Source organism: Cupriavidus taiwanensis LMG 19424 (assembly GCF_000069785.1).
GTDB classification, from domain to species: domain Bacteria; phylum Pseudomonadota; class Gammaproteobacteria; order Burkholderiales; family Burkholderiaceae; genus Cupriavidus; species Cupriavidus taiwanensis.
The window spans coordinates 215,976-234,995 of sequence record NC_010529.1 but is presented as its reverse complement, the minus strand read 5'-3'; the positions used below and the strand labels follow the sequence as shown (position 1 = coordinate 234,995).

At 57.9% G+C, this 19,020-nt stretch carries 12 protein-coding genes and 5 pseudogenes; 10 read left to right on the top strand and 7 right to left on the bottom strand.

Annotated elements, in window-relative coordinates:
• The first annotated feature begins 659 nt into the window (after positions 1–659).
• A complete protein-coding gene (locus tag RALTA_RS27650; RefSeq protein WP_012354613.1) occupies positions 660–1,595 on the top strand; it encodes a cation diffusion facilitator family transporter in 936 nt (311 codons plus the stop codon).
• Between the two features lie 324 nt (positions 1,596–1,919).
• Here the strand turns inward: RALTA_RS27650 and RALTA_RS27645 are convergent, their stop codons facing one another.
• The gene (locus RALTA_RS27645; RefSeq protein WP_012354611.1) at positions 1,920–3,248 is read right to left on the bottom strand and encodes an IS4 family transposase; all 1,329 of its coding nucleotides are present in this window, start codon (positions 3,246–3,248) and stop codon (positions 1,920–1,922) included.
• Between the two features lie 213 nt (positions 3,249–3,461).
• On the opposite strand from RALTA_RS27645, the gene tnpA reads away from it, so the two are divergent.
• The 3 genes and pseudogenes from tnpA to RALTA_RS29510 all read left to right on the top strand — a co-directional run.
• Entirely contained in the window at positions 3,462–3,920 is a 459-nt protein-coding gene (gene tnpA, locus RALTA_RS29515; RefSeq protein WP_081479541.1) for an IS66-like element accessory protein TnpA, read from the top strand.
• Positions 3,920–4,270 (top strand): IS66 family insertion sequence element accessory protein TnpB, encoded by a 351-nt coding sequence (gene tnpB / locus RALTA_RS27640; protein WP_012354445.1) that lies wholly within the window; start codon positions 3,920–3,922, stop codon positions 4,268–4,270. The genes tnpA and tnpB overlap by 1 nt, the downstream gene beginning before the upstream one ends.
• Before the next feature lie 31 nt (positions 4,271–4,301).
• Positions 4,302–4,706, top strand: a pseudogene (locus RALTA_RS29510) (transposase domain-containing protein); the annotation flags it as partial.
• Here RALTA_RS29510 and RALTA_RS27630 read toward each other — a convergent pair.
• Positions 4,679–5,779 carry an IS5 family transposase gene (locus tag RALTA_RS27630; protein WP_012354609.1) on the bottom strand — a complete coding sequence of 367 codons (1,101 nt, stop codon included), beginning with the start codon at positions 5,777–5,779 and terminating at the stop codon, positions 4,679–4,681. The pseudogene RALTA_RS29510 and the gene RALTA_RS27630 overlap by 28 nt on opposite strands.
• 98 nt (positions 5,780–5,877) lie before the next feature.
• Here RALTA_RS27630 and RALTA_RS29505 point away from each other — a divergent pair, with 98 nt between their 5' ends.
• The gene (locus RALTA_RS29505; RefSeq protein ID WP_240074695.1) at positions 5,878–6,831 is read left to right on the top strand and encodes an aminotransferase class III-fold pyridoxal phosphate-dependent enzyme; all 954 of its coding nucleotides are present in this window, start codon (positions 5,878–5,880) and stop codon (positions 6,829–6,831) included.
• 253 nt (positions 6,832–7,084) lie between these two features.
• Here the strand turns inward: RALTA_RS29505 and RALTA_RS29500 are convergent, their stop codons facing one another.
• A complete protein-coding gene (locus RALTA_RS29500) occupies positions 7,085–7,570 on the bottom strand; it encodes an adenylyl-sulfate kinase (protein ID WP_256461668.1) in 486 nt (161 codons plus the stop codon).
• A 251-nt stretch (positions 7,571–7,821) separates the two neighbouring features.
• Here RALTA_RS29500 and RALTA_RS27620 point away from each other — a divergent pair, with 251 nt between their 5' ends.
• Positions 7,822–8,784: an IS5 family transposase gene (locus RALTA_RS27620; RefSeq protein WP_012354594.1), complete on the top strand. Its 963-nt coding sequence runs from the start codon at positions 7,822–7,824 to the stop codon at positions 8,782–8,784.
• Positions 8,785–9,183: 399 nt separating this feature from the next.
• Here the strand turns inward: RALTA_RS27620 and RALTA_RS29490 are convergent.
• Positions 9,184–9,701, bottom strand: a pseudogene (locus RALTA_RS29490) (DUF2165 family protein).
• Positions 9,702–10,094: 393 nt separating this feature from the next.
• Here RALTA_RS29490 and RALTA_RS27615 point away from each other — a divergent pair.
• The 3 genes and pseudogenes from RALTA_RS27615 to RALTA_RS27600 all read left to right on the top strand — a co-directional run bounded on the left by RALTA_RS27615 (position 10,095) and on the right by RALTA_RS27600 (position 12,920).
• Positions 10,095–11,423 (top strand): IS4 family transposase, encoded by a 1,329-nt coding sequence (locus RALTA_RS27615; protein ID WP_041232861.1) that lies wholly within the window; start codon positions 10,095–10,097, stop codon positions 11,421–11,423.
• A gap of 19 nt (positions 11,424–11,442) precedes the next feature.
• A pseudogene (locus RALTA_RS27610) lies at positions 11,443–11,697 on the top strand (transposase); the annotation flags it as partial.
• Between the two features lie 84 nt (positions 11,698–11,781).
• Positions 11,782–12,920, top strand: a protein-coding gene (locus RALTA_RS27600) for an IS3 family transposase (RefSeq protein ID WP_373429603.1) whose coding sequence is annotated in 2 segments (ribosomal slippage) — positions 11,782–12,049 and positions 12,049–12,920 — 1,140 coding nt in all. Because the reading frame shifts where the segments join, the coding sequence is not laid out codon by codon here.
• A 289-nt stretch (positions 12,921–13,209) separates the two neighbouring features.
• On the opposite strand, the pseudogene RALTA_RS27595 reads toward RALTA_RS27600, so the two are convergent.
• Positions 13,210–14,384: pseudogene (locus tag RALTA_RS27595) on the bottom strand (IS3 family transposase).
• A 143-nt stretch (positions 14,385–14,527) separates the two neighbouring features.
• A complete protein-coding gene (locus RALTA_RS27585) occupies positions 14,528–15,310 on the bottom strand; it encodes a GH12 family glycosyl hydrolase domain-containing protein (protein ID WP_012354599.1) in 783 nt (260 codons plus the stop codon).
• Between the two features lie 596 nt (positions 15,311–15,906).
• Between RALTA_RS27585 and RALTA_RS27580 the strand changes: the two genes are divergently transcribed.
• Positions 15,907–17,007 carry an IS5 family transposase gene (locus tag RALTA_RS27580; protein WP_012354598.1) on the top strand — a complete coding sequence of 367 codons (1,101 nt, stop codon included), beginning with the start codon at positions 15,907–15,909 and terminating at the stop codon, positions 17,005–17,007.
• A gap of 377 nt (positions 17,008–17,384) precedes the next feature.
• Here RALTA_RS27580 and RALTA_RS29485 read toward each other — a convergent pair.
• Positions 17,385–18,826: pseudogene (locus RALTA_RS29485) on the bottom strand (IS3 family transposase).
• Between the last annotated feature and the right edge of the window lie 194 nt (positions 18,827–19,020).

Sequence of the window (19,020 nt, the reverse complement as noted above, 5' to 3'; positions counted from 1 at the left end):
GGTTCACGATTCGCCTGTATCCGGATGACGCTCTATGCACAGTCGGCTTCCAACTGCAGGAGCTAACTCTCTTCTTCAACATTGTTGATCAGGTCAGAGCCTTGGCAAGAACGGACAACGCAGTGGATGCGACAGATACGCTGCGGTGTTGCGCACTCATTGAGTGCTACTTGGCGACATGTTATGCCCTAAACAGAAATTTTCTGACAGTCCCTACCAGCGATCAGTTCGCTGCGTTCTTGACTAACGTTGTCGCCAATCACATTCCGGGATGACTTCAAGCCAATCAAGTGGAAGTATGACAATCTATCGCGACCGCGGACGCAGCTTACGGCGACAGGTTTGTTGTCTGCGTGGAGGCTTGTCTGGCTGATCGGCTTGCTTTTGACCCACCTCCCGCACCAGGCAGGAGATCCTTCGCGCTTGTGGATGGTGTACTGATTCGCATTTTCTTTGCTTGTGCTGCTCGGTGTTTTCGCGTGGTCAAAGAAGCCTTAAAGGGAAAAGACTAGAATTGGGAAATCGCTTCAAGGATCAATCTTTTAAAAGCAGAGGTGTAGCCCAGCCAATGCAGGACTTTTTTCGTCACCACAAATACGTGATGATCTACTTCCTGTCGCTTTGAGCTATAGTTCCAGGACCAAATCGAAATTCACCAGATGCGTCCCGAACTACCCGAAAACGACGCCAGAAGGCCGACTGACGCACAGGCGCGTTACAGCGCCGGTTGGCGCAGCACGCTTGTCAGCGTGGCGGTCAATATCGGCCTGACCATCGCCCAGGGGGCGGCCGGCATCATCTCCGGCTCGCAGGCGCTGATTGCCGACGCCGCACATTCGCTGTCCGACCTACTTTCAGACTTTGTCGTACTGGCCGCCGGAGCGCAAAGCAGCAAGGATCCGGATGCCGATCACCAGTATGGACACCTGCGGTTCGAGACAGCAGCGTCGCTGGTCCTGGGTGTGCTGCTGCTGACGGCGGCGGCGGGCATGCTGTGGGCAGCACTGGGCAAGCTGCAGCATCCCGCCGGGCCACAGCCGGTTCAGCCAATGGCACTTTGGGTGGCAGTGGTCGCGCTGGCATCCAAGGAGTTGCTGTTCCGCTACATGCTGGCCGTGGCGCGGCGGGTCCGTTCGAGCATGCTGGTAGCCAATGCCTGGCATGCGCACTCGGATGCGGCTTCATCGTTGGTGGTGGCGCTTGGCATCGCCGGCAACCTGCTCGGCTATCACAGCCTCGACCCGATCGCGGCAATGGTAGTGGCGCTGATGGTCGCGCGCATGGGACTGCGCTTCAGTTGGGACGCTCTAAATGACCTGATGGACCGCGCCGCCGACAAAGTAACCGTCGCCGACATTCGCGCCACCATGCTGGGCACGCCCGGCGTGCTCGGCTTGCACGACCTGCGCACCCGCAAGATGGGCGACCAGGTGCTCGTTGATGTCCATCTTGAAGTCGAGGCCACGCTGACAGTGGCACAGGGCCATGCGATTGCCGTCGATGCCCGGCGGCGCACGATGGAGCACCATCGCGTACTCAACGTTATGACTCACGTCGACCCGGTTTACTTTACGAAAACCCTCAAGGCAGAATAGATGTCGCCCTGTTTTTGGGATATCCAAGAAATTAGAGTGTCTTGGTCTCGTTGTCATCGGACCCGGTGGCAGCTTGGGTGTTCAACGGTCATCGAAAAGAGAAATATGACATCGCGTGTTCTCGTTGCTGAGCTGGGTACGCCATGGTAGAAGAAAATCGTATTCCTGATAGGCCATTTGGGAATGATCGCACTCACGCAGTTGGCCCATAAATTCGGACTGAATGGCCATTCCCGTGGAAGTGCACCATCCAAGCGATGTGCCAAACGAGCAAAGTAAATCCTCACAAAAGACGCCGTTAAGACCCATTTCCTTATACGGAAGTCATGACTCTTCCCTCAGTGTTTGAATAGTGAGCGCGGCGTCCATGGTTCGCTGCATGCCGATCCAGATCGTCTTGGCGCCGGGCTCGCCATCGTTCTTCCGCCCAAGGAACCCGCCCAGGGAAGCAACCAACCGAATCATGTGATTGAGTGTGACCGGTGTCTTCGGGCGAGCTTTCTTGGAGAGCACGTATGCCCCCCGAATCTCGTCGGCATCGAAGAACAGCGACGCATCCAGATCCGGACAGGTTCTGCCCAACCGCATCAGGCGGGCAATGCGCCATGCCACCACCATATACAACGCCAAGGCCCGCTCCACACGATCCATGTGCGATAGCTGTAGCGCCTCGACCTTGCAGCCGGTCTTCAGGACATGGAAGAACATCTCGATCTCCCACCTTGCCCGATACCATTCAACAAGTTTGTTGACCGCATCAGCGTCCTGCGCTTCTCGGTTCGTCACCAATCGCCAAACCACTGGCTTGACGCCTGCGGGCGCTTCGATCTCCCTTGCCGCCACACAGGTGAACTCCGCTCCGACCAGACCCGGCAGCTTCATACGCTGGGCGCGTAGTTCCTGTTTGACCTCGCGCGCCTTCTGGCCTGCTCGCCCTGGCAAGATAAAGGTGATTTCCCCGAGTACCGGGCTGGCGTCGACGCTATCCCACAACTTGCCGCCCTCGGCCAGGTTGCGGTTGTGTTGGCTGCGGATCAACCAGTCGGCCGGTTGGCCAAGTTCCTGGGCGCGCGCCATCAACTCGGCAATATCACCCTCGCGGTCTGTCATATACACCAGCCGTGTCTGCGGCAATAGCGCGGCTTGCTCCGCAACCCGTTCATATCCTTCAATCCAGCGTACGCTTTCCTTGATCCCGCCCCGGTTGCCATCGGCGTCCTTGGGCTCCCGAGCCCACATCCAGGCATCGATCACCCCCAGCGGCTCGCGGTCAGGCGTCACCGCGTAGGTCGGATGCAAAAACATGCCCCGCTGGGCTTCATAGGTCAACGGACCCAGCCCGTCGATCTCCTGGCCATTAAAGTTCAATTCGGTTGTATCAGCGATGCACAGCACCACCGGAAACTGCGCGGCCCTCGCTGCAGTGCGCTCCCAATGCGGCTGCATTACGTCCCGCCAATCGATCTGCTCATTGCCGAGAAACCGATATGCCGCGATGGTTTGCGACCAGTCATCGCATGCGCCGGGGATGCTCGCCGTCGGCAGAGCCGCAAACCGCTTGAGCAGCTCCTTGGCGCGCCGATCCCGCCCCGGATCACCAAGATCCAGACTCTCGAATTCCTCGTCCACCCATGCCCCCGACTCGTTGCTCATTGCTGCGCGAAAATCCGAGAGTAAACGCGAGTCTGGCGAAGTTAACAACCCCCTTACCTCGAAATTCCCGGGACTTCAAGCTCCAAGCCTCGCCGCGGAGACGGTCCTACTTCCGTATAAGGGGATGACGTAAGCGACCGAGAAACGGCGTCCTAGTTTTGTAGGGTGAGTCTTGGCAGGCTTGCGTCCGCAAACACTTTGCGGACGCAAACCATGATCACTGACGATATTGATGTTGACTGCTTTCCACTGCGAGTAGTGCGTGTCCGGCGCAATGGGAAACGCGATTACGAGCCGGTGGCCAAGCGGCGTTTGATTGAGCTGTGTCTTCGGCCTGGCGCATCGGTGGCAGGCATGGCGCTCAAGGCTCAAGTCAATGCCAATCAACTGCGCAAATGGATTCGGCTGCATCGGGAATCGAGGGCAGTGGAACACGGTTCGCTGGCGGCGTTCGTGCCGGTTGTTCAGGGAATCCGATCCCCTGAAGTCGAAGCTGTGGTCACTGCGCCGCGTCGCACGACGGCCGTGGCAGTTGAACCGCAACCTCAGCCGTCGCGATCAGTCGCGCTGCTGAGTGCGAAGTTGCCAAACGGCGTAGCGATTGAGCTCGCATGCGGTGAGCGTGACGGTGAACTCGTAAAGGCGATGATCGAAGCGTTGGGGGCGAGCTGATGTTCCGCTTCGACGAAGGGCTGAAGGTCTACCTGCACCGGGAAGCTGTGGATTTCCGCAAGAGTATCAATGGTCTGTCGGCGCTGGTCGAGCAGTCGCTGGGGCTCGATCCGTTCGCACAAGCGGTCTACGTGTTTCGCAATCGACGAGCCGATAGGATCAAGCTGCTTGGCTGGGACCGGAACGGATATTGGCTCTTTTTGAAACGACTTGAGGCAGACCGTTTTGCTTGGCCGCGTGGGGCGGCAGTGGCGACGCTCTCGGTCGAGCAACTTCACTGGCTGCTGGACGGCATCGACATCAGTGCCGTCCAGCGGCACCCGCCGCGACATTACCAACGGGCCGTGTGAACGCTGCATGACATCGACGGTCAAATCCGCCATGTCGTCAACGCCTGTCACGATTACCGCCGCGGAACTCCAGCTCTTGCGCAATGCCGCCAAGGAGCGCGATGCGCTCAAAGGCAAACTGCGCGTGGTGACGGTCGAGCGTGACCTGCTGCTCGAGAGGCTCAAGGCCTTCCAGCGCAAGCTGTTCGGCGCCACGAGCGAGGTTCGGGGATCGCAGCAGAAGGACCTGTTCCTCAATGAAGCCGAGACGCTGGCGCCAACGGCGGCGACACTTCCGGCACAGGAAGAAGAAGGTACGCCAGAGATTGAGGTGGCCGGTCACAAGCGCAAGAAGCGCGGCCGCAAGCCGTTGGACCCGGCGCTTCCCCGCGTGCCAATGCGCCACGAACTGCCGGAGTCAGAGCGGGATTACTGCAACTGCGGACGGATTTGTCCCAGCGAGCGCATGCGCACGATGTGGTAGGCGGCCATGCTCAGCACAAACATCTGATCGACTTTCTTCAGACCGCGCACCATCACCTGACGCATGCGCCCCACGGTCTTGACCCACCCGAAGCCCTGTTCGATCAGCTTGCGCTTTTGTTGCGAGACGGCATAACCGGCGCTGGAAGCAATGGCATCAGGAACGGCCGAGCGACGACCCGATGTGTTCTGCGCCACGTGGGGCGTCACCTTCATTTCCAGGCAGGCCTCAATGAACTCGTGCGCGTCATAGCCCTTGTCCGCGCCCACGGTGACTTCCACATTCAGGTCTTCAATCACCTGCCTGGCATCGTTAAGCATGACCTTTGCGGCCTCCCGCTCGGCGTGTCCGTCCGCCTTGGTCACCATGGCGCTAACCACCAGGCCATGGCGGTTGTCGCTCAGGGTATGACCCATGTAGCGCAGCTCACTGGATGTCTTGCCCTTGCGGTAGAGCTTGGCATCGGGATCGGTCTTGGATTCGTGTGTCTCGTTGCTGCGCTTGCGACCTTTGAAGTTGCCGCCGGCGTCATCGTCTTGGTCGTCGCCATCCTTGCGCACGAAGCTCTTGTGGCCTGCCCACGCCTGTATCAGCGTGCCGTCCACGCTGAAGTGCTCACCCGACAGCCAGTTCTTCTTCTGCGCGATGGCCAGCACCTCGTTGAAAAACTGGATCACCGCATCATGCTTGATCAGTCGCTCGCGGTTCTTGGTGAAGACCGTGGGCACCCAAACTGAGTCGTCCATCGACAGCCCGATGAACCAGCGAAACAGCAGGTTGTATTGCGTCTGCTCCATGAGCTGGCGCTCAGAGCGAATGCTGTAGAGCACCTGCAGCAGCATGGCCCGCAGCAACTTCTCCGGCGCGATACTGGGGCGGCCACCCTTGATATCGGCCTCGTACATCTGCGCGAACAGCCGGTCCATCTTCACCAGCGCCTGGTTGGCCATAGTCCGGATCGAGCGCAGCGGATGGGACTGCGGCACGAAATCCTCCAGCCTCCGCATAGTGAACAAGCTTCCCGTGAAGGTATCTGCGCCGCGCATGAATGTGGGATTGGATGGGATCCTCAAAGCAACGCTTCAGCCAGTCGTCGCGCTGACGTCCGCTGGAGGTATTTCAGCGGCCTGCTAGGGCCTTCTTCTTGAGGACCGGATCTTGTGCAACGGAGGCAGCTGTCCGCATCGCACGACGTCGAACCGGTCAACCAATTATCCTAACAGCCGGTTTTCACGGTTGGCATGACATCTTCCAACGGTACCCGTGGTCTGACGATTCTACAGCCAAAGACCATTACATCCAGGACTTTCAGTATGACTTAGATATCTTGCAGCAGATGTTGAGTTGGAACAGAGGCAAAGTCGCCGGAATTGTAGTCACGCCAGAGCCATCGGTCTTTCCTCCGGAGTTACTCCACCAAAGCGCTAGAATGGCTATGCTGCATGGAGCGCTTTTGATCGTTGACGAGGTGCTTTGCGGACTTCGTTACGCCGACGGTGGTTACTGCCAAGCACACCGGGTCCCGGCCGACCTGATTACCTTGTCCGAAGGACTCGCACAGGGAATTGGCCTTTCTGCGGTTATTGGTACGGCCGATGCCATGTCCGGGGCGGATGGTGTTTATCTTGGCAACACCTACTTACGTGAAAATCGAGCCTTCGTAGCTGCTAATCTAACGCAGCAAATTTTCGAAGAAGATGGCATTGTAGCTCGCTTGGCGGATAGCGGCGCAGTGCTCAAGAGGTTGTTCCACGAGTCGTTCGCTAGCTTCGGAATACCCGCGCGTGTCTTAGGAAGCGACGCCATGTTCGATATTGTCATGCCTTCGCAAAGACATGGAAGTGCATTTGTCCGACGGTGCCTTCAATACGGTATATACACAGGCTACCCGGCAACTTACATGAGCAATATTTCCATGGGCAACACATTCTTCAGCACTTTACAAGAGGCGCTGAAGGGTGCGCTCGCGGACTACTGCAAAGACGAAGATATGACCGCGCGGGTTACAGATAGATCCATGATCGAATACTGTTGGCGAGCGTTTCGCGCGACAGCGAACACTTGCCTCTCCAACAAGACTTATTGGGCACAATTATGAAAGGCCGGTACCGAGATGCCCACAGCCAAGGATTACCGCTCGAACCCGCCCCCAAACGCACAATCGCCGAATAACTCGCATCGCTACAGTTGCAGAGATGTCCTATTACTTTCGCAAATTGCCGTAGCAGCATGGCTGCGGCTTTCACCGATATTACGTGATAGGCTAAATTGAAGGCCTATTTGCTGACCGGTTCGGTCCGAGTCGCACCAGCACTAATATTATTCCGCGCAAGACTCATTTGCCATTAAATTCAAAGACTCCGCCTGAGTTTAGTCAACGACAAACTTGGGGATCTGCTTAGGAGTACCAAGTGAATTGTACGTGCAACGTCCCTCAATTCCTGCGCCGTCTTATATCCGCTCACCCGAAACGCGTAATCTGTGGGAACCTCATACATTTTGCGCGTATCTGCAAATCTAGACTCGTCAGCAGTTATCGTGTTCATGAACACGGTGTAGACTGGGTACTTTGCCGCCCCCAGAAAGGCTCTCCGCGTTTCCGTTGTGGGACAAACAAAATCCACAATGCAATGGTCGTTCGCACCGTAGTTTAGCGTCAGATTGGCGATTTCCGCCATACGACGAGCGTGCTCGATTCGGTGCACAAAACTAAACGTCAAGTCACGATTTATATTATCCCGAACAAAATCCGCATTAACCCAGCTGGCTGTCGGAATTAAATCCAAAAGCATTCTAGCAAGTGTAGTCTTGCCAGATCCCGGAAGGCCTTGAATCATGACGATAGCACGCCCTCTTTGTTTCATATTCCACTTGCTCATGATTGATGGCCGTGTCAACGAATGCAGCAATAAATTCAAGCGTTTTTCAATGAATTCTTAAACCACGGTTGGATCGATCTACGTTCCCATTTTGCCAACTTCGCATTCGGGCCTCAACACAGTTTACCGAAACTTTGCTAGGGATGCTCTGCACAATTAGCCGGCGGATGTGCTTGCAATGAATCGTCGAGCCAGCGAGCATGTGGCGCATGAAACAAACTGACCTTGGACTGAACTTGTCGACCAAGCGCACCCGCAAGCGCGAATTCCTGGACGAGATGAACCGTGTGGTGCCATGGGCCGATCTGGTGATGCTGATCGCTCCGTACGCCCCGGAAGGCAAGCGCGGCCGTCCCCCGTTCGCGGTCGAGGCAATGCTGCGCATCCACTTCCTTCAGCAATGGTTCGGCCTGTCGGACCCGGCGATGGAAGAAGCGCTGCACGACGTGCCGCTGTATCGGGAGTTCGCCGGGCTGGACAACTGGACGGTGAGGCTGCCCGACGAGAGCACCATCCTGCGGTTCCGTCACCTGCTGGAGAAGCACAAGCTGGCCGCTCAGATCCTCGCGCTGGTCAACGACATCCTTCGCGACAAGGGATTGATGCTGCGCGCGGGCACGGTGGTGGACGCGACACTGATCAGCGCACCGAGTTCGACCAAGAATGGGTCGGGCGAACGCGACCCAGAGATGCACCAGAGCAAGAAAGGAAACCAGTGGTATTTCGGCATGAAAGCGCACATTGGCGTGGACGCCGAAAGCGGGCTGGTGCACACGGTGCGGGGCACGGCGGGCAAGGTCAACGACGTGGTTGAGGGCAACAGCCTGCTGCATGGCGAGGAAACCGACGCGTTCGGCGATGCGGGCTATCAGGGCGTGGAGAAGCGTCCGGACGCGCGGGCGGGCGTGAACTGGCACGTAGCGATGAAGCCAGGCAAACGTCGCGTCCTGGACCAAAGCAAACCACTTGGCGCGCTCGTCGATCAGGTCGAGCGAATCAAGGCGGGCATCCGGGCCAAGGTCGAGCATCCGTTCCGGGTCATCAAGCGGCAGTTCGGCTACACCAAGGTCCGCTATCGAGGGCTGAGGAAGAACACCGCGCAACTCATGACCTTGTTCGCACTGTCCAACTTGTGGATGGCGCGCGGCAAACTGCTGGCTGCCGGGGCATGAGCGCGTTTCTGGCTCACGCCGATGCCTCGCGCGCAGCCCGCGAATGCTGCTTCGCGCGTGCGAGATAGCTTCGCTCCGAGCTGATAGGTTGGCGTCGTGGCGCATTCAGCTTCCTGTTAAACGGCCAAGCACACTCGATTCGCGTTTGTGCAGAGTATCCCTAGCGCGATGAGTACTTCAGCAGCCTGTTAAGGCACCCTGCAAGGCTGCACAGCGAAGAAACAGAAACGGCGAATCAGGTGGGAGCGTGGGAACCCAAACCTGCCGCAACCAAGCGGTTTGCAAGCCCGTGGATAACCGTTCTAAGGCCCGCCATTAATTTAATTTCGCCACAGATTTTAAGGGCGTCAAATAGTGTTGCTGCAGTCATGGGTGCAGCCCATGTCAATGAGCTTCTGCCTATAGGCCGGTTCTGTCGTGGTTTTTTAAAGCATCATTCTCCTGGCTCACAAAGATCAGCACTGACAGGATCGTGATAAAAAATCGGAACGCATCTGGTATCCCATTCCACTGTTTCGACATCCACATACCGAACCATTCCCCTCCAATCGACATGAACGCAACCTGCAATGTTCAAAAAACCTAGCGTCAGCCCGGCGTTGGCAAAGCCTTTCGCGCGCTGAAAGGCCATGTGGGAATCATGCCGGGCACACCACAAGCGATTGCTACCCATCCAGCAAAAAACCGCCGTTACAGTCTCTAGGTGTGATAATGCACACATAGGCAACATGATGCAGAATTGGCGAAGTGATAGTTCGATACATGTTTCTGCTACTTGGAAAGGTCGTGTCCATTAGAAGGACATGACGGATAAAGACGAAATTTGTAAAGTAATCGGTTATATTGTTAAACGCGACCAAAGAGGCAAAGAGCGCGATGGCAACGACCATCAGTGTCTTGGAGATTCGTAGGGCCATAGATTTATCGCTTTGAGTTAGTGCCATCAGAAAGAACCTCTGCGCCGACCCCAATGTCCAGGAGTCCGTCCTTCAGGCCATTGTTTCTGGACTCGGGGTTGGCAACGGGTGACCACCCATCGCCGCTCGCAATATTGCGCATAACAAATGCTGGCGCAAGGAGTGTGCCAGACGTTTGCGCGAACTCACTCTAGGTTTCTGTTCCTTCAACTTGATCGCCTCAAAGCGAGTTAAATTTGATCCACCTTTTTCAGTAACGTCAAAGGCATCCCCTTATACGGAAGTAGGACCGTCTCCGCGGCGAGGCTTGGAGCTTGAAGTCCCGGGAATTTCGAGGTAAGGGGGTTGTTAACTTCGCCAGACTCGCGTTTACTCTCGGATTTTCGCGCAGCAATGAGCAACGAGTCGGGGGCATGGGTGGACGAGGAATTCGAGAGTCTGGATCTTGGTGATCCGCGGCGGGATCGGCGCGCCAAGGAGCTGCTCAAGCGGTTTGCGGCTCTGCCGACGGCGAGCATCCCCGGCGCATGCGATGACTGGTCGCAAACCATCGCGGCATATCGGTTTCTCGGCAATGAGCAGATCGATTGGCGGGACGTAATGCAGCCGCATTGGGAGCGCACTGCAGCGAGGGCCGCGCAGTTTCCGGTGGTGCTGTGCATCGCTGATACAACCGAATTGAACTTTAATGGCCAGGAGATCGACGGGCTGGGTCCGTTGACCTATGAAGCCCAGCGGGGCATGTTTTTGCATCCGACCTACGCGGTGACGCCTGACCGCGAGCCGCTGGGGGTGATCGATGCCTGGATGTGGGCTCGGGAGCCCAAGGACGCCGATGGCAACCGGGGCGGGATCAAGGAAAGCGTACGCTGGATTGAAGGATATGAACGGGTTGCGGAGCAAGCCGCGCTATTGCCGCAGACACGGCTGGTGTATATGACAGACCGCGAGGGTGATATTGCCGAGTTGATGGCGCGCGCCCAGGAACTTGGCCAACCGGCCGACTGGTTGATCCGCAGCCAACACAACCGCAACCTGGCCGAGGGCGGCAAGTTGTGGGATAGCGTCGACGCCAGCCCGGTACTCGGGGAAATCACCTTTATCTTGCCAGGGCGAGCAGGCCAGAAGGCGCGCGAGGTCAAACAGGAACTACGCGCCCAGCGTATGAAGCTGCCGGGTCTGGTCGGAGCGGAGTTCACCTGTGTGGCGGCAAGGGAGATCGAAGCGCCCGCAGGCGTCAAGCCAGTGGTTTGGCGATTGGTGACGAACCGAGAAGCGCAGGACGCTGATGCGGTCAACAAACTTGTTGAATGGTATCGGGCAAGGTGGGAGATCGAGATGTTCTTCCATGTCCTGAAGACCGGCTGCAAGGTCGAGGCGCTACAGCTATCGCACATGGATCGTGTGGAGCGGGCCTTGGCGTTGTATATGGTGGTGGCATGGCGCATTGCCCGCCTGATGCGGTTGGGCAGAACCTGTCCGGATCTGGATGCGTCGCTGTTCTTCGATGCCGACGAGATTCGGGGGGCATACGTGCTCTCCAAGAAAGCTCGCCCGAAGACACCGGTCACACTCAATCACATGATTCGGTTGGTTGCTTCCCTGGGCGGGTTCCTTGGGCGGAAGAACGATGGCGAGCCCGGCGCCAAGACGATCTGGATCGGCATGCAGCGAACCATGGACGCCGCGCTCACTATTCAAACACTGAGGGAAGAGTCATGACTTCCGTATAAGGAAATGGGTCAAAGGCGGTCGCCCGAGCATTCCACCGGAGAAGCTGTTGCGGGCGATGCTGCTGCAGGTGCTCTACAGCATCCGGTCCGAGCGTCAACTGATGGAGCGGACGCAGTACAACCTGCTGTTTCGCTGGTTCATTGGGCTGTCGATGGACGATGCAGTCTGGGTGCCCACGGTATTCACCAAGAACCGTGCGCGCCTGATCCAGCACGATGCGGTGATCGAATTCTTCAACGAGGTACTGGCCCTCGCGCAGAGGTGGCGGCGGAAATTCGGACAGTCGGTTAAGTGGAAGAGCTGGGGCCTGAGCCGGCCATAATGGCGGGCATAAAGGATCCAGAAGATGACGAAACGAAGCAGACGGACCCACTCGGCAACCTTCAAGGCCAAGGTGGCCATGGCCGCGCTCAAGGGCGACAAGACGCTGGCGGAATTGGCCCAGCAGTATGACGTGCACCCGAGCCAGATCACGGAGTGGAAGCAACAGTTGGCGGAGCACGCCGCGGACGTGTTCGGCGGCGGCAAAACCAAGACTGCGGCCGAGCCGCCGGTGGACGTGAAGGCGCTGCATGCAAAGATAGGCCAATTGACACTGGAGAACGATTTTTTAGAGCACGCGCTCGGCAAGGCGGGATTGCTGAGCGGAAAGCGATGATTGACCGCGATCACCCGCTGCCGGTGAGCCGCCAGGTCAAGCTGGTCGACATTTCCCGATCGAGCGTCTACTACCAGCCGCGTCCAATCAGCGACGCGGATCTGAGGCTGATGCGCCGGATCGACGAACTGCATCTGGAGCATCCCTTCGCGGGCGCACGCATGCTGGCCCGCCTGTTGCGACGGGAGAGCATCCCGGTCGGCCGCCGGCACGTGCGCACGCTGATGAAGCGCATGGGCATCGAGGCGCTGTACCGTCGCCCCAACACGAGCCGCAAGCATGCGGCGCACAAGATCTGGCCATACCTACTGCGCGACCGGACGATCGATCGCGCCAACCAGGTGTGGGCGCTGGACACGAGCTACATTCCGATGGCGCGGGGCTTCGTGTATCTGATGGCGGTGGTGGACTGGGCGAGCCGCAAAGTACTGGCCCACCGGGTGGCGATCACTCTGGAGAGCTGCCATGCTGTCGAGGCGCTGGAGGAGGCCTTTGCGAAATACGGCACGCCGGAGATCGTCAACACCGACCAGGGCAGCCAGTTCACCGCGACGGGGTTCACAGACGCTGTGCTCGACCGCGGCATCCGACTGTCGATGGACGGCAAGGGCAGTTGGCGCGACAACGTGTTCGTCGAACGCCTTTGGCGCAGCGTCAAATACGAGGAGGTCTACCTGAAAGCCTACGACTCGGTCAGCCATGCGCGCCGCTCTATCGCTAACTACCTAACTTGGTACAACCAACGACGGCCCCATTCCAGTCTGGCGGACCAGACCCCGGATGAGGCATACTTCGCCACGCTGCCAGCGATCAAATCGGCAGCCTGACTGCCACAGCGCTTCCACTTAAAAACTCCGGATCTCTATCCGAACAAACGGCGCCACCTCTCCAGCGCCCAGGGCACGTTCGATCAGGGTCTTCTTGAACGCCATCGAAGCGTCCCAGATCGCCCTCGGCAGTCAACCTCCATGCACAAGCTCGACGTGAATCCCGCTCATGAATGATGTTTGGCGTTCAACACATATGCTTGTGCCGGCGCGCTGGGATGAACATGGGCGGGCCGCAGTTGCTAGGACTGAGCTTGCCCCTGTTTCACGAATCCCATAGCCGAGGCCATCAGGCCGCTTGCCCTGGCTGGGCAGCGGCCCAATTCTTCTCGAACGTCATAGGGCTGACGTAGTTCAATGTCGAATGCAGCCGGCGAGCATTGTAGAAGCCGAGCCAGTCGACGATTTCATCCATCGCGGCACGCCGCGTCGGGAAGCGCCGGCTGTGCAGTCGTGCGACCTTCAGCGAACCCGACAGGCTTTCGGTTGGCGCATCCCAATAATCGCCGGGCCGGCTCATCGACGAACGCATGCCGTACGCCTTGAGCGTGTCCTGGAAGAGCCCGCCGCAGTACTGGCTGCCACGGTCGCTATACACAATCACGCTGGCATCGGGGCGACGCCGGAACCATGCCATGCGCAACGCATCCGTGACCAACTCGGCCTTCATATGCCGCTGCATCGACCAGCCCCACCACCTGCCGGCTGAACAGGTCGATGATGACGGCCAGGTACAGCCAGCCGTCAGCCGTCGCCACGTAGGTGATGTCGCTCGTCCAGACCCGATTCGGCGCCGGCGCCGTGAAGTTGCGTTCCAGTAGGTTCGGTGCGACAGGCAGGCCATGCTTCGAGTTCGTCGTCGCGATGTACTTTCGCTTGTGCCGGGCACGCACGCAGTGTTGCACCATCAGCTTGCGCACGCGCTCCTTTCAGTACGCCGCGCGCAACCAGCTCTTTCCACATGCACGGCCAACCGTACTCGCCCTTGACCTCCGCGTGAATCGCCTGGATGTGCACCAGCAGCGCGTCGTCGCTCACGCGGCTGCGCTGCGGCCTGTCCTTAGCGGCGCGTTGCCGCCGTTGATGAAAGCCGGCGGGGCTGACTTCCAGCACCTCGCATAACACCGAAATCGGCCAGTGGTGACGATTGCGTTCGATAAAAGCGTACTTCACGTCGAGTCCTTCGCGAAGTACGCGCACGCCTTTTTTAGGATGACACGCTCCATCTTCAGACGTGCCACTTCGGCACGAAGTTCTCGACAATTCCATCTGCTCCGCGCGGACCGGCTTCGTGCCGGCCCCGCCGAGCTTGCCTTCCTGCTCGGCCTAGACCCAGTTGGAAATCGACTGCCCTGGCACGCCCAGCGCCGCAGCCTCCGCCGCAATGCTCTGGCCCGCCTTGACCAGCCGAACCGCTCCCAGCTTGAATTCGAGCGTGTACCGCGCTCGCGTCGTCTTGCTCATCTTCTTGACTCTCCTTGCATGAATTTAAACGCTCAGCAAGGGATTCCTTTTTCGGGGGCAAGCTCAGGACTTCTTCTTCGTCATTCACAACACCTTACAAATTGACAAGGTGTTGCACTTCAGAATTTTATGCCGCCTTAAAATTACTCAGCGGTGACGGCGAAGTTCTTAGACCCAAAGCTCAGCCCACCGACCGAGGATGTAATTTCAAAACCGTACTGGATCTCGCCGACGACCACGTCATCAAAATAGTTCAGCGACTTTAAGTAATTCATAATCTCCAGCACGTCGATCGTAGTTTGGTTGGTCTTCGCTGTACGTAAGAAAGAATAGACGGCGTTCTTGCCGTTGGTACCGACATAGACATTCCAGGTGCTACCGGACAGCGAAACGTTACTGTAGAGCGGAATCGCGCAACCTTCAGCAGTCCAGTTGTACGAGATTGGCTTGACATTACCGCATCCATTCGAGGTGCCCGTGTAGTTCAGCCAGACCATGATCTCGTGCTGTTTTGCGTCTGCCCAGATATCCAACGTAGATTCCCATGCACCAGCAGAGGGCGTGGTAGCTGAGATAGTGGCAGTGAGCTTCCTCAGCGAACCGACAGGCTTGTTGACAAAGTATTCGACGTGCGGATAGGACTTTATGCCGTTCGTGTCAGGCTGGTCTGATGTGACACTCCAGTCGAAACTTGAATTAGCCCAAAAGGACTGCGGACCAACTGCGACTGGAGGAACGCTGCAAGGCCCCCATACGTCATTGTTTAAGGTATACCCCTCGTAGCTCCAACGCGCGAAAAGAGTATGCTCATGGCAGGATGAAGTTGAAGGCGAAGTTACAGACCATGTTGCAGCCTGCGCGACGGTGGATCCAAGCATCAGCATCAGGGAGGTGAGACATCCCAATATGGCTAGAAATTTTGGCATATCTTCTTAATCCTATCGGTGTAAATACTTAGAATCGGTAAGGCGTTCTAGTTTAACGAAGATGGCTGGGTGTCGTACGAGTTCAACTGAAGCGGAAATGAACTACCTAACGATTCCGCGCCGGAAATACCGACAGAGCTGCCTGGTTCTCCATTAGCAGATCCCCTACCACTGGCGTGTCCGGGATGCCATCGTATACGGCACAATACACCCGCACACAGACGTTAAAAAAACGCCCGACGGGAAGTCGGGCGCTATAAAGGACGCATTGTTTGGGGAGACATACACCAACTCAAGGAGGGCCTGTCTAGCCCAATCCCTATACAGATACTAATCGCACCCTACAGAAGATGTCATCGGATTTTCTTTAATTTATAATAAGGATTTCCTGATATCTGATATCCCGAGGGGATGGTGTTCAAACATTAGCATTGCCAAACTAACCAAATGAGGATTGCCGGTTGTGTTCGCAGCGCGGTACGGCACGAATTCGACGCCAGGTTCGGCCCTAGCAGGCCGCTGAAATACCTCCAGCGGACGTCAGCGCGACGACTGGCTGAAGCGTTGCTTTGAGGATCCCATCCAATCCCACATTCATGCGCGGCGCAGATACCTTCACGGAAAGCTTGTTCACTATGCGGAGGCTGGAGGATTTCGTGCCGCAGTCCCATCCGCTGCGCTCGATCCGGACTATGGCCAACCAGGCGCTGGTGAAGATGGACCGGCTGTTCGCGCAGATGTACGAGGCCGATATCAAGGGTGGCCGCCCCAGTATCGCGCCGGAGAAGTTGCTGCGGGCCATGCTGCTGCAGGTGCTCTACAGCATTCGCTCTGAGCGCCAGCTCATGGAGCAGACGCAATACAACCTGCTGTTTCGCTGGTTCATCGGGCTGTCGATGGACGACTCAGTTTGGGTGCCCACGGTCTTCACCAAGAACCGCGAGCGACTGATCAAGCATGATGCGGTGATCCAGTTTTTCAACGAGGTGCTGGCCATCGCGCAGAAGAAGAACTGGCTGTCGGGTGAGCACTTCAGCGTGGACGGCACGCTGATACAGGCGTGGGCAGGCCACAAGAGCTTCGTGCGCAAGGATGGCGACGACCAAGACGATGACGCCGGCGGCAGCTTCAAAGGTCGCAAGCGCAGCAACGAGACACACGAATCCAAGACCGATCCCGATGCCAAGCTCTACCGCAAGGGCAAGACATCCAGTGAGCTGCGCTACATGGGTCATACCCTGAGCGACAACCGCCATGGCCTGGTGGTTAGCGCCATGGTGACCAAGGCGGACGGACACGCCGAGCGGGAGGCCGCAAAGGTCATGCTTAACGATGCCAGGCAGGTGATTGAAGACCTGAATGTGGAAGTCACCGTGGGCGCGGACAAGGGCTATGACGCGCACGAGTTCATTGAGGCCTGCCTGGAAATGAAGGTGACGCCCCACGTGGCGCAGAACACATCGGGTCGTCGCTCGGCCGTTGCTGATGCCATTGCTTCCAGCGCCGGTTATGCCGTCTCGCAACAAAAGCGCAAGCTGATCGAACAGGGCTTCGGGTGGGTCAAGACCGTGGGGCGCATGCGTCAGGTGATGGTGCGCGGTCTGAAGAAAGTCGATCAGATGTTTGTGCTGAGCATGGCCGCCTACCACCTCGTGCGCATGCGCTCGCTGGGACAAATCCGTCCGCAGTTGCAGTAATCGCGCTAATGAGGCCGGAATGGGCGCCAAAACGCGGAAAAAGCCGAGGCAGTGACGTCCGGCTTCCGGATTGTGAAAAACAGCGCTCCCCGCCTTGCGGGGAAAAACTCATCGCTAGCGCGATGAGTACTTCAGCAGCCTGATAGGCGGTCTCCAAGGTGCCTGATGCCACGGAGATAAAACCCTTCGAAAAGCAGTCCAGAAAATTCATGTTCGATTGTTTAACGCAAACCTGGCCAGAGCGAAGCAATCTCTTTGCGAGCTCTTGCCGCTTTCCCCGGCGTTGGCTTGTATTTGAACCTAAACGCATAACAATCCGCCGATTCAATGAGCGGCCCCGCATGCACGGCGATTGTCAACGTAGTTGTCACGTCACCTTACGCAACCTGCTTTAGTTCTGCTAGCTCCATCTGCTCCGGATTGAGCCAGACTTCGTCGGCCAAACTCCAGTTCCGCGTCGGCCCTGACCAACGCGCAGGCGTTCTGGCCTTAGCCTCAGCATAGACCGCTTCACGGTGCGCCAGCACCACCGGGGCGAGGCGACTGTGGCGCTGCGCCGGCGTGACGAATTTCAGTGCACTAGGCTTGTGCTCATGGTTGTACCAACGCACGAATCGCTGCGTCCATGCGCGTGCCTCGTCCACGCTGTCGAACGCCTGGTGCGGGTAGTCCGGCCGGTATTTGCAGGTCCGGAACAGCGACCCCGCGTAGGGGTTGTCATTGCTCACGCGCGGCCGGCTGAACGAAGCGACCACCCCCAGGTTTTCCAGGGTGGCCAGCATCGTCGCGCCCTTCATTGGACTGCCGTTATCCGAGTGCAGAACCAGAGGACGTCCAGCCAGACCTTCGGCCAAACTGGCTCGCCGCATGAGCAGCGCCGCCAGTTCCGCCGACTCCGCCCGATGCACTTCACCGGTGGCGCAATGGCTGGTCACCACCCGGGCCGAGGGCTTGCGCGCACGACCGCGGTGATGCTGCTGCGACGCGCTACGCAAGACACGATAAAAGCTCGACTCCGAGGCCACGTACTGGCCGCGGTCCGCCAGCGTCGGTACGATCTGGCTGGGCGGCAAACTGGCAAACTCCACGCTGTTGGCCACGGCAAGAATCTGCTGGCGTTCCGCCTCGCTTAGCTTGTTGGCTGGCGCTGGCCGCTCAGTGGTGGTGCGAGCATCTGCGACCACCTCGTCGCCTTCCCGAACCCAGCGCTGGAAGGTGCGCAAGCTCAGACCCAACTCGTCGCAAGCCTGCGCCAGCCGGCAGCCAGAGCGTTCTGCCTCACGAATCAACGATATACACAACCGGCGATCTGGGACGCTGATCAGTCGTCCTCTTTTTCTCCCCAGATCGCCTGGACTTTTTTTCTCAGGATCAACAACGCGGCCGCTTCCGCCAGCGCCTTCTCCTTGCGCTGTAATTCCTTTTCAAGCTGCTGGATACGCTTCTTGTCGCCTTTGGACTGGAGCAGTTGCTCTCGCGCCTGCTCACCGGCGTTGGCATTGGCCGAGCGACAGGCCTCGCGCCAAGCAGCGATCTGCTCCGCGTAAAGACCCTTGCGGCGGCAATACTCGGCCAATTCCGCCTCATTGAGCGGCGCGGTTTCCAGTACCACCGCAAACTTGTCTTCCGAGGACCAGACCTCGGGGTTCTTTCCATCTCCCGGCACCGGGACTCCTTGCGCTTTCATCTGTCGACGCCAAGCATACAGCGTCTGCTCCGTGATCCCCGTCTCCCTTGCCAGCGCTGACACCAACGCGTTCTCGGGAGGCATCATGCGGAGCAACAGCGCTTCCTTTCTCTCTGCTGAATAGGCTCTCATTCACTCTGACTCTACCGCCCCCAGACTGGGTCAATCGAAATCAGGTGACACGACAACAATTCTGACGCCGGGGGTGCACGAGGATCTTTCGACGTCTGCAAAGTTTTGATTCAGATCAATTCACGGGACCAGACTTATGTCTATCTTTCTTTTGGATACCCATCCCGTCCTTTAGACTCGCGTCACCATTGCAT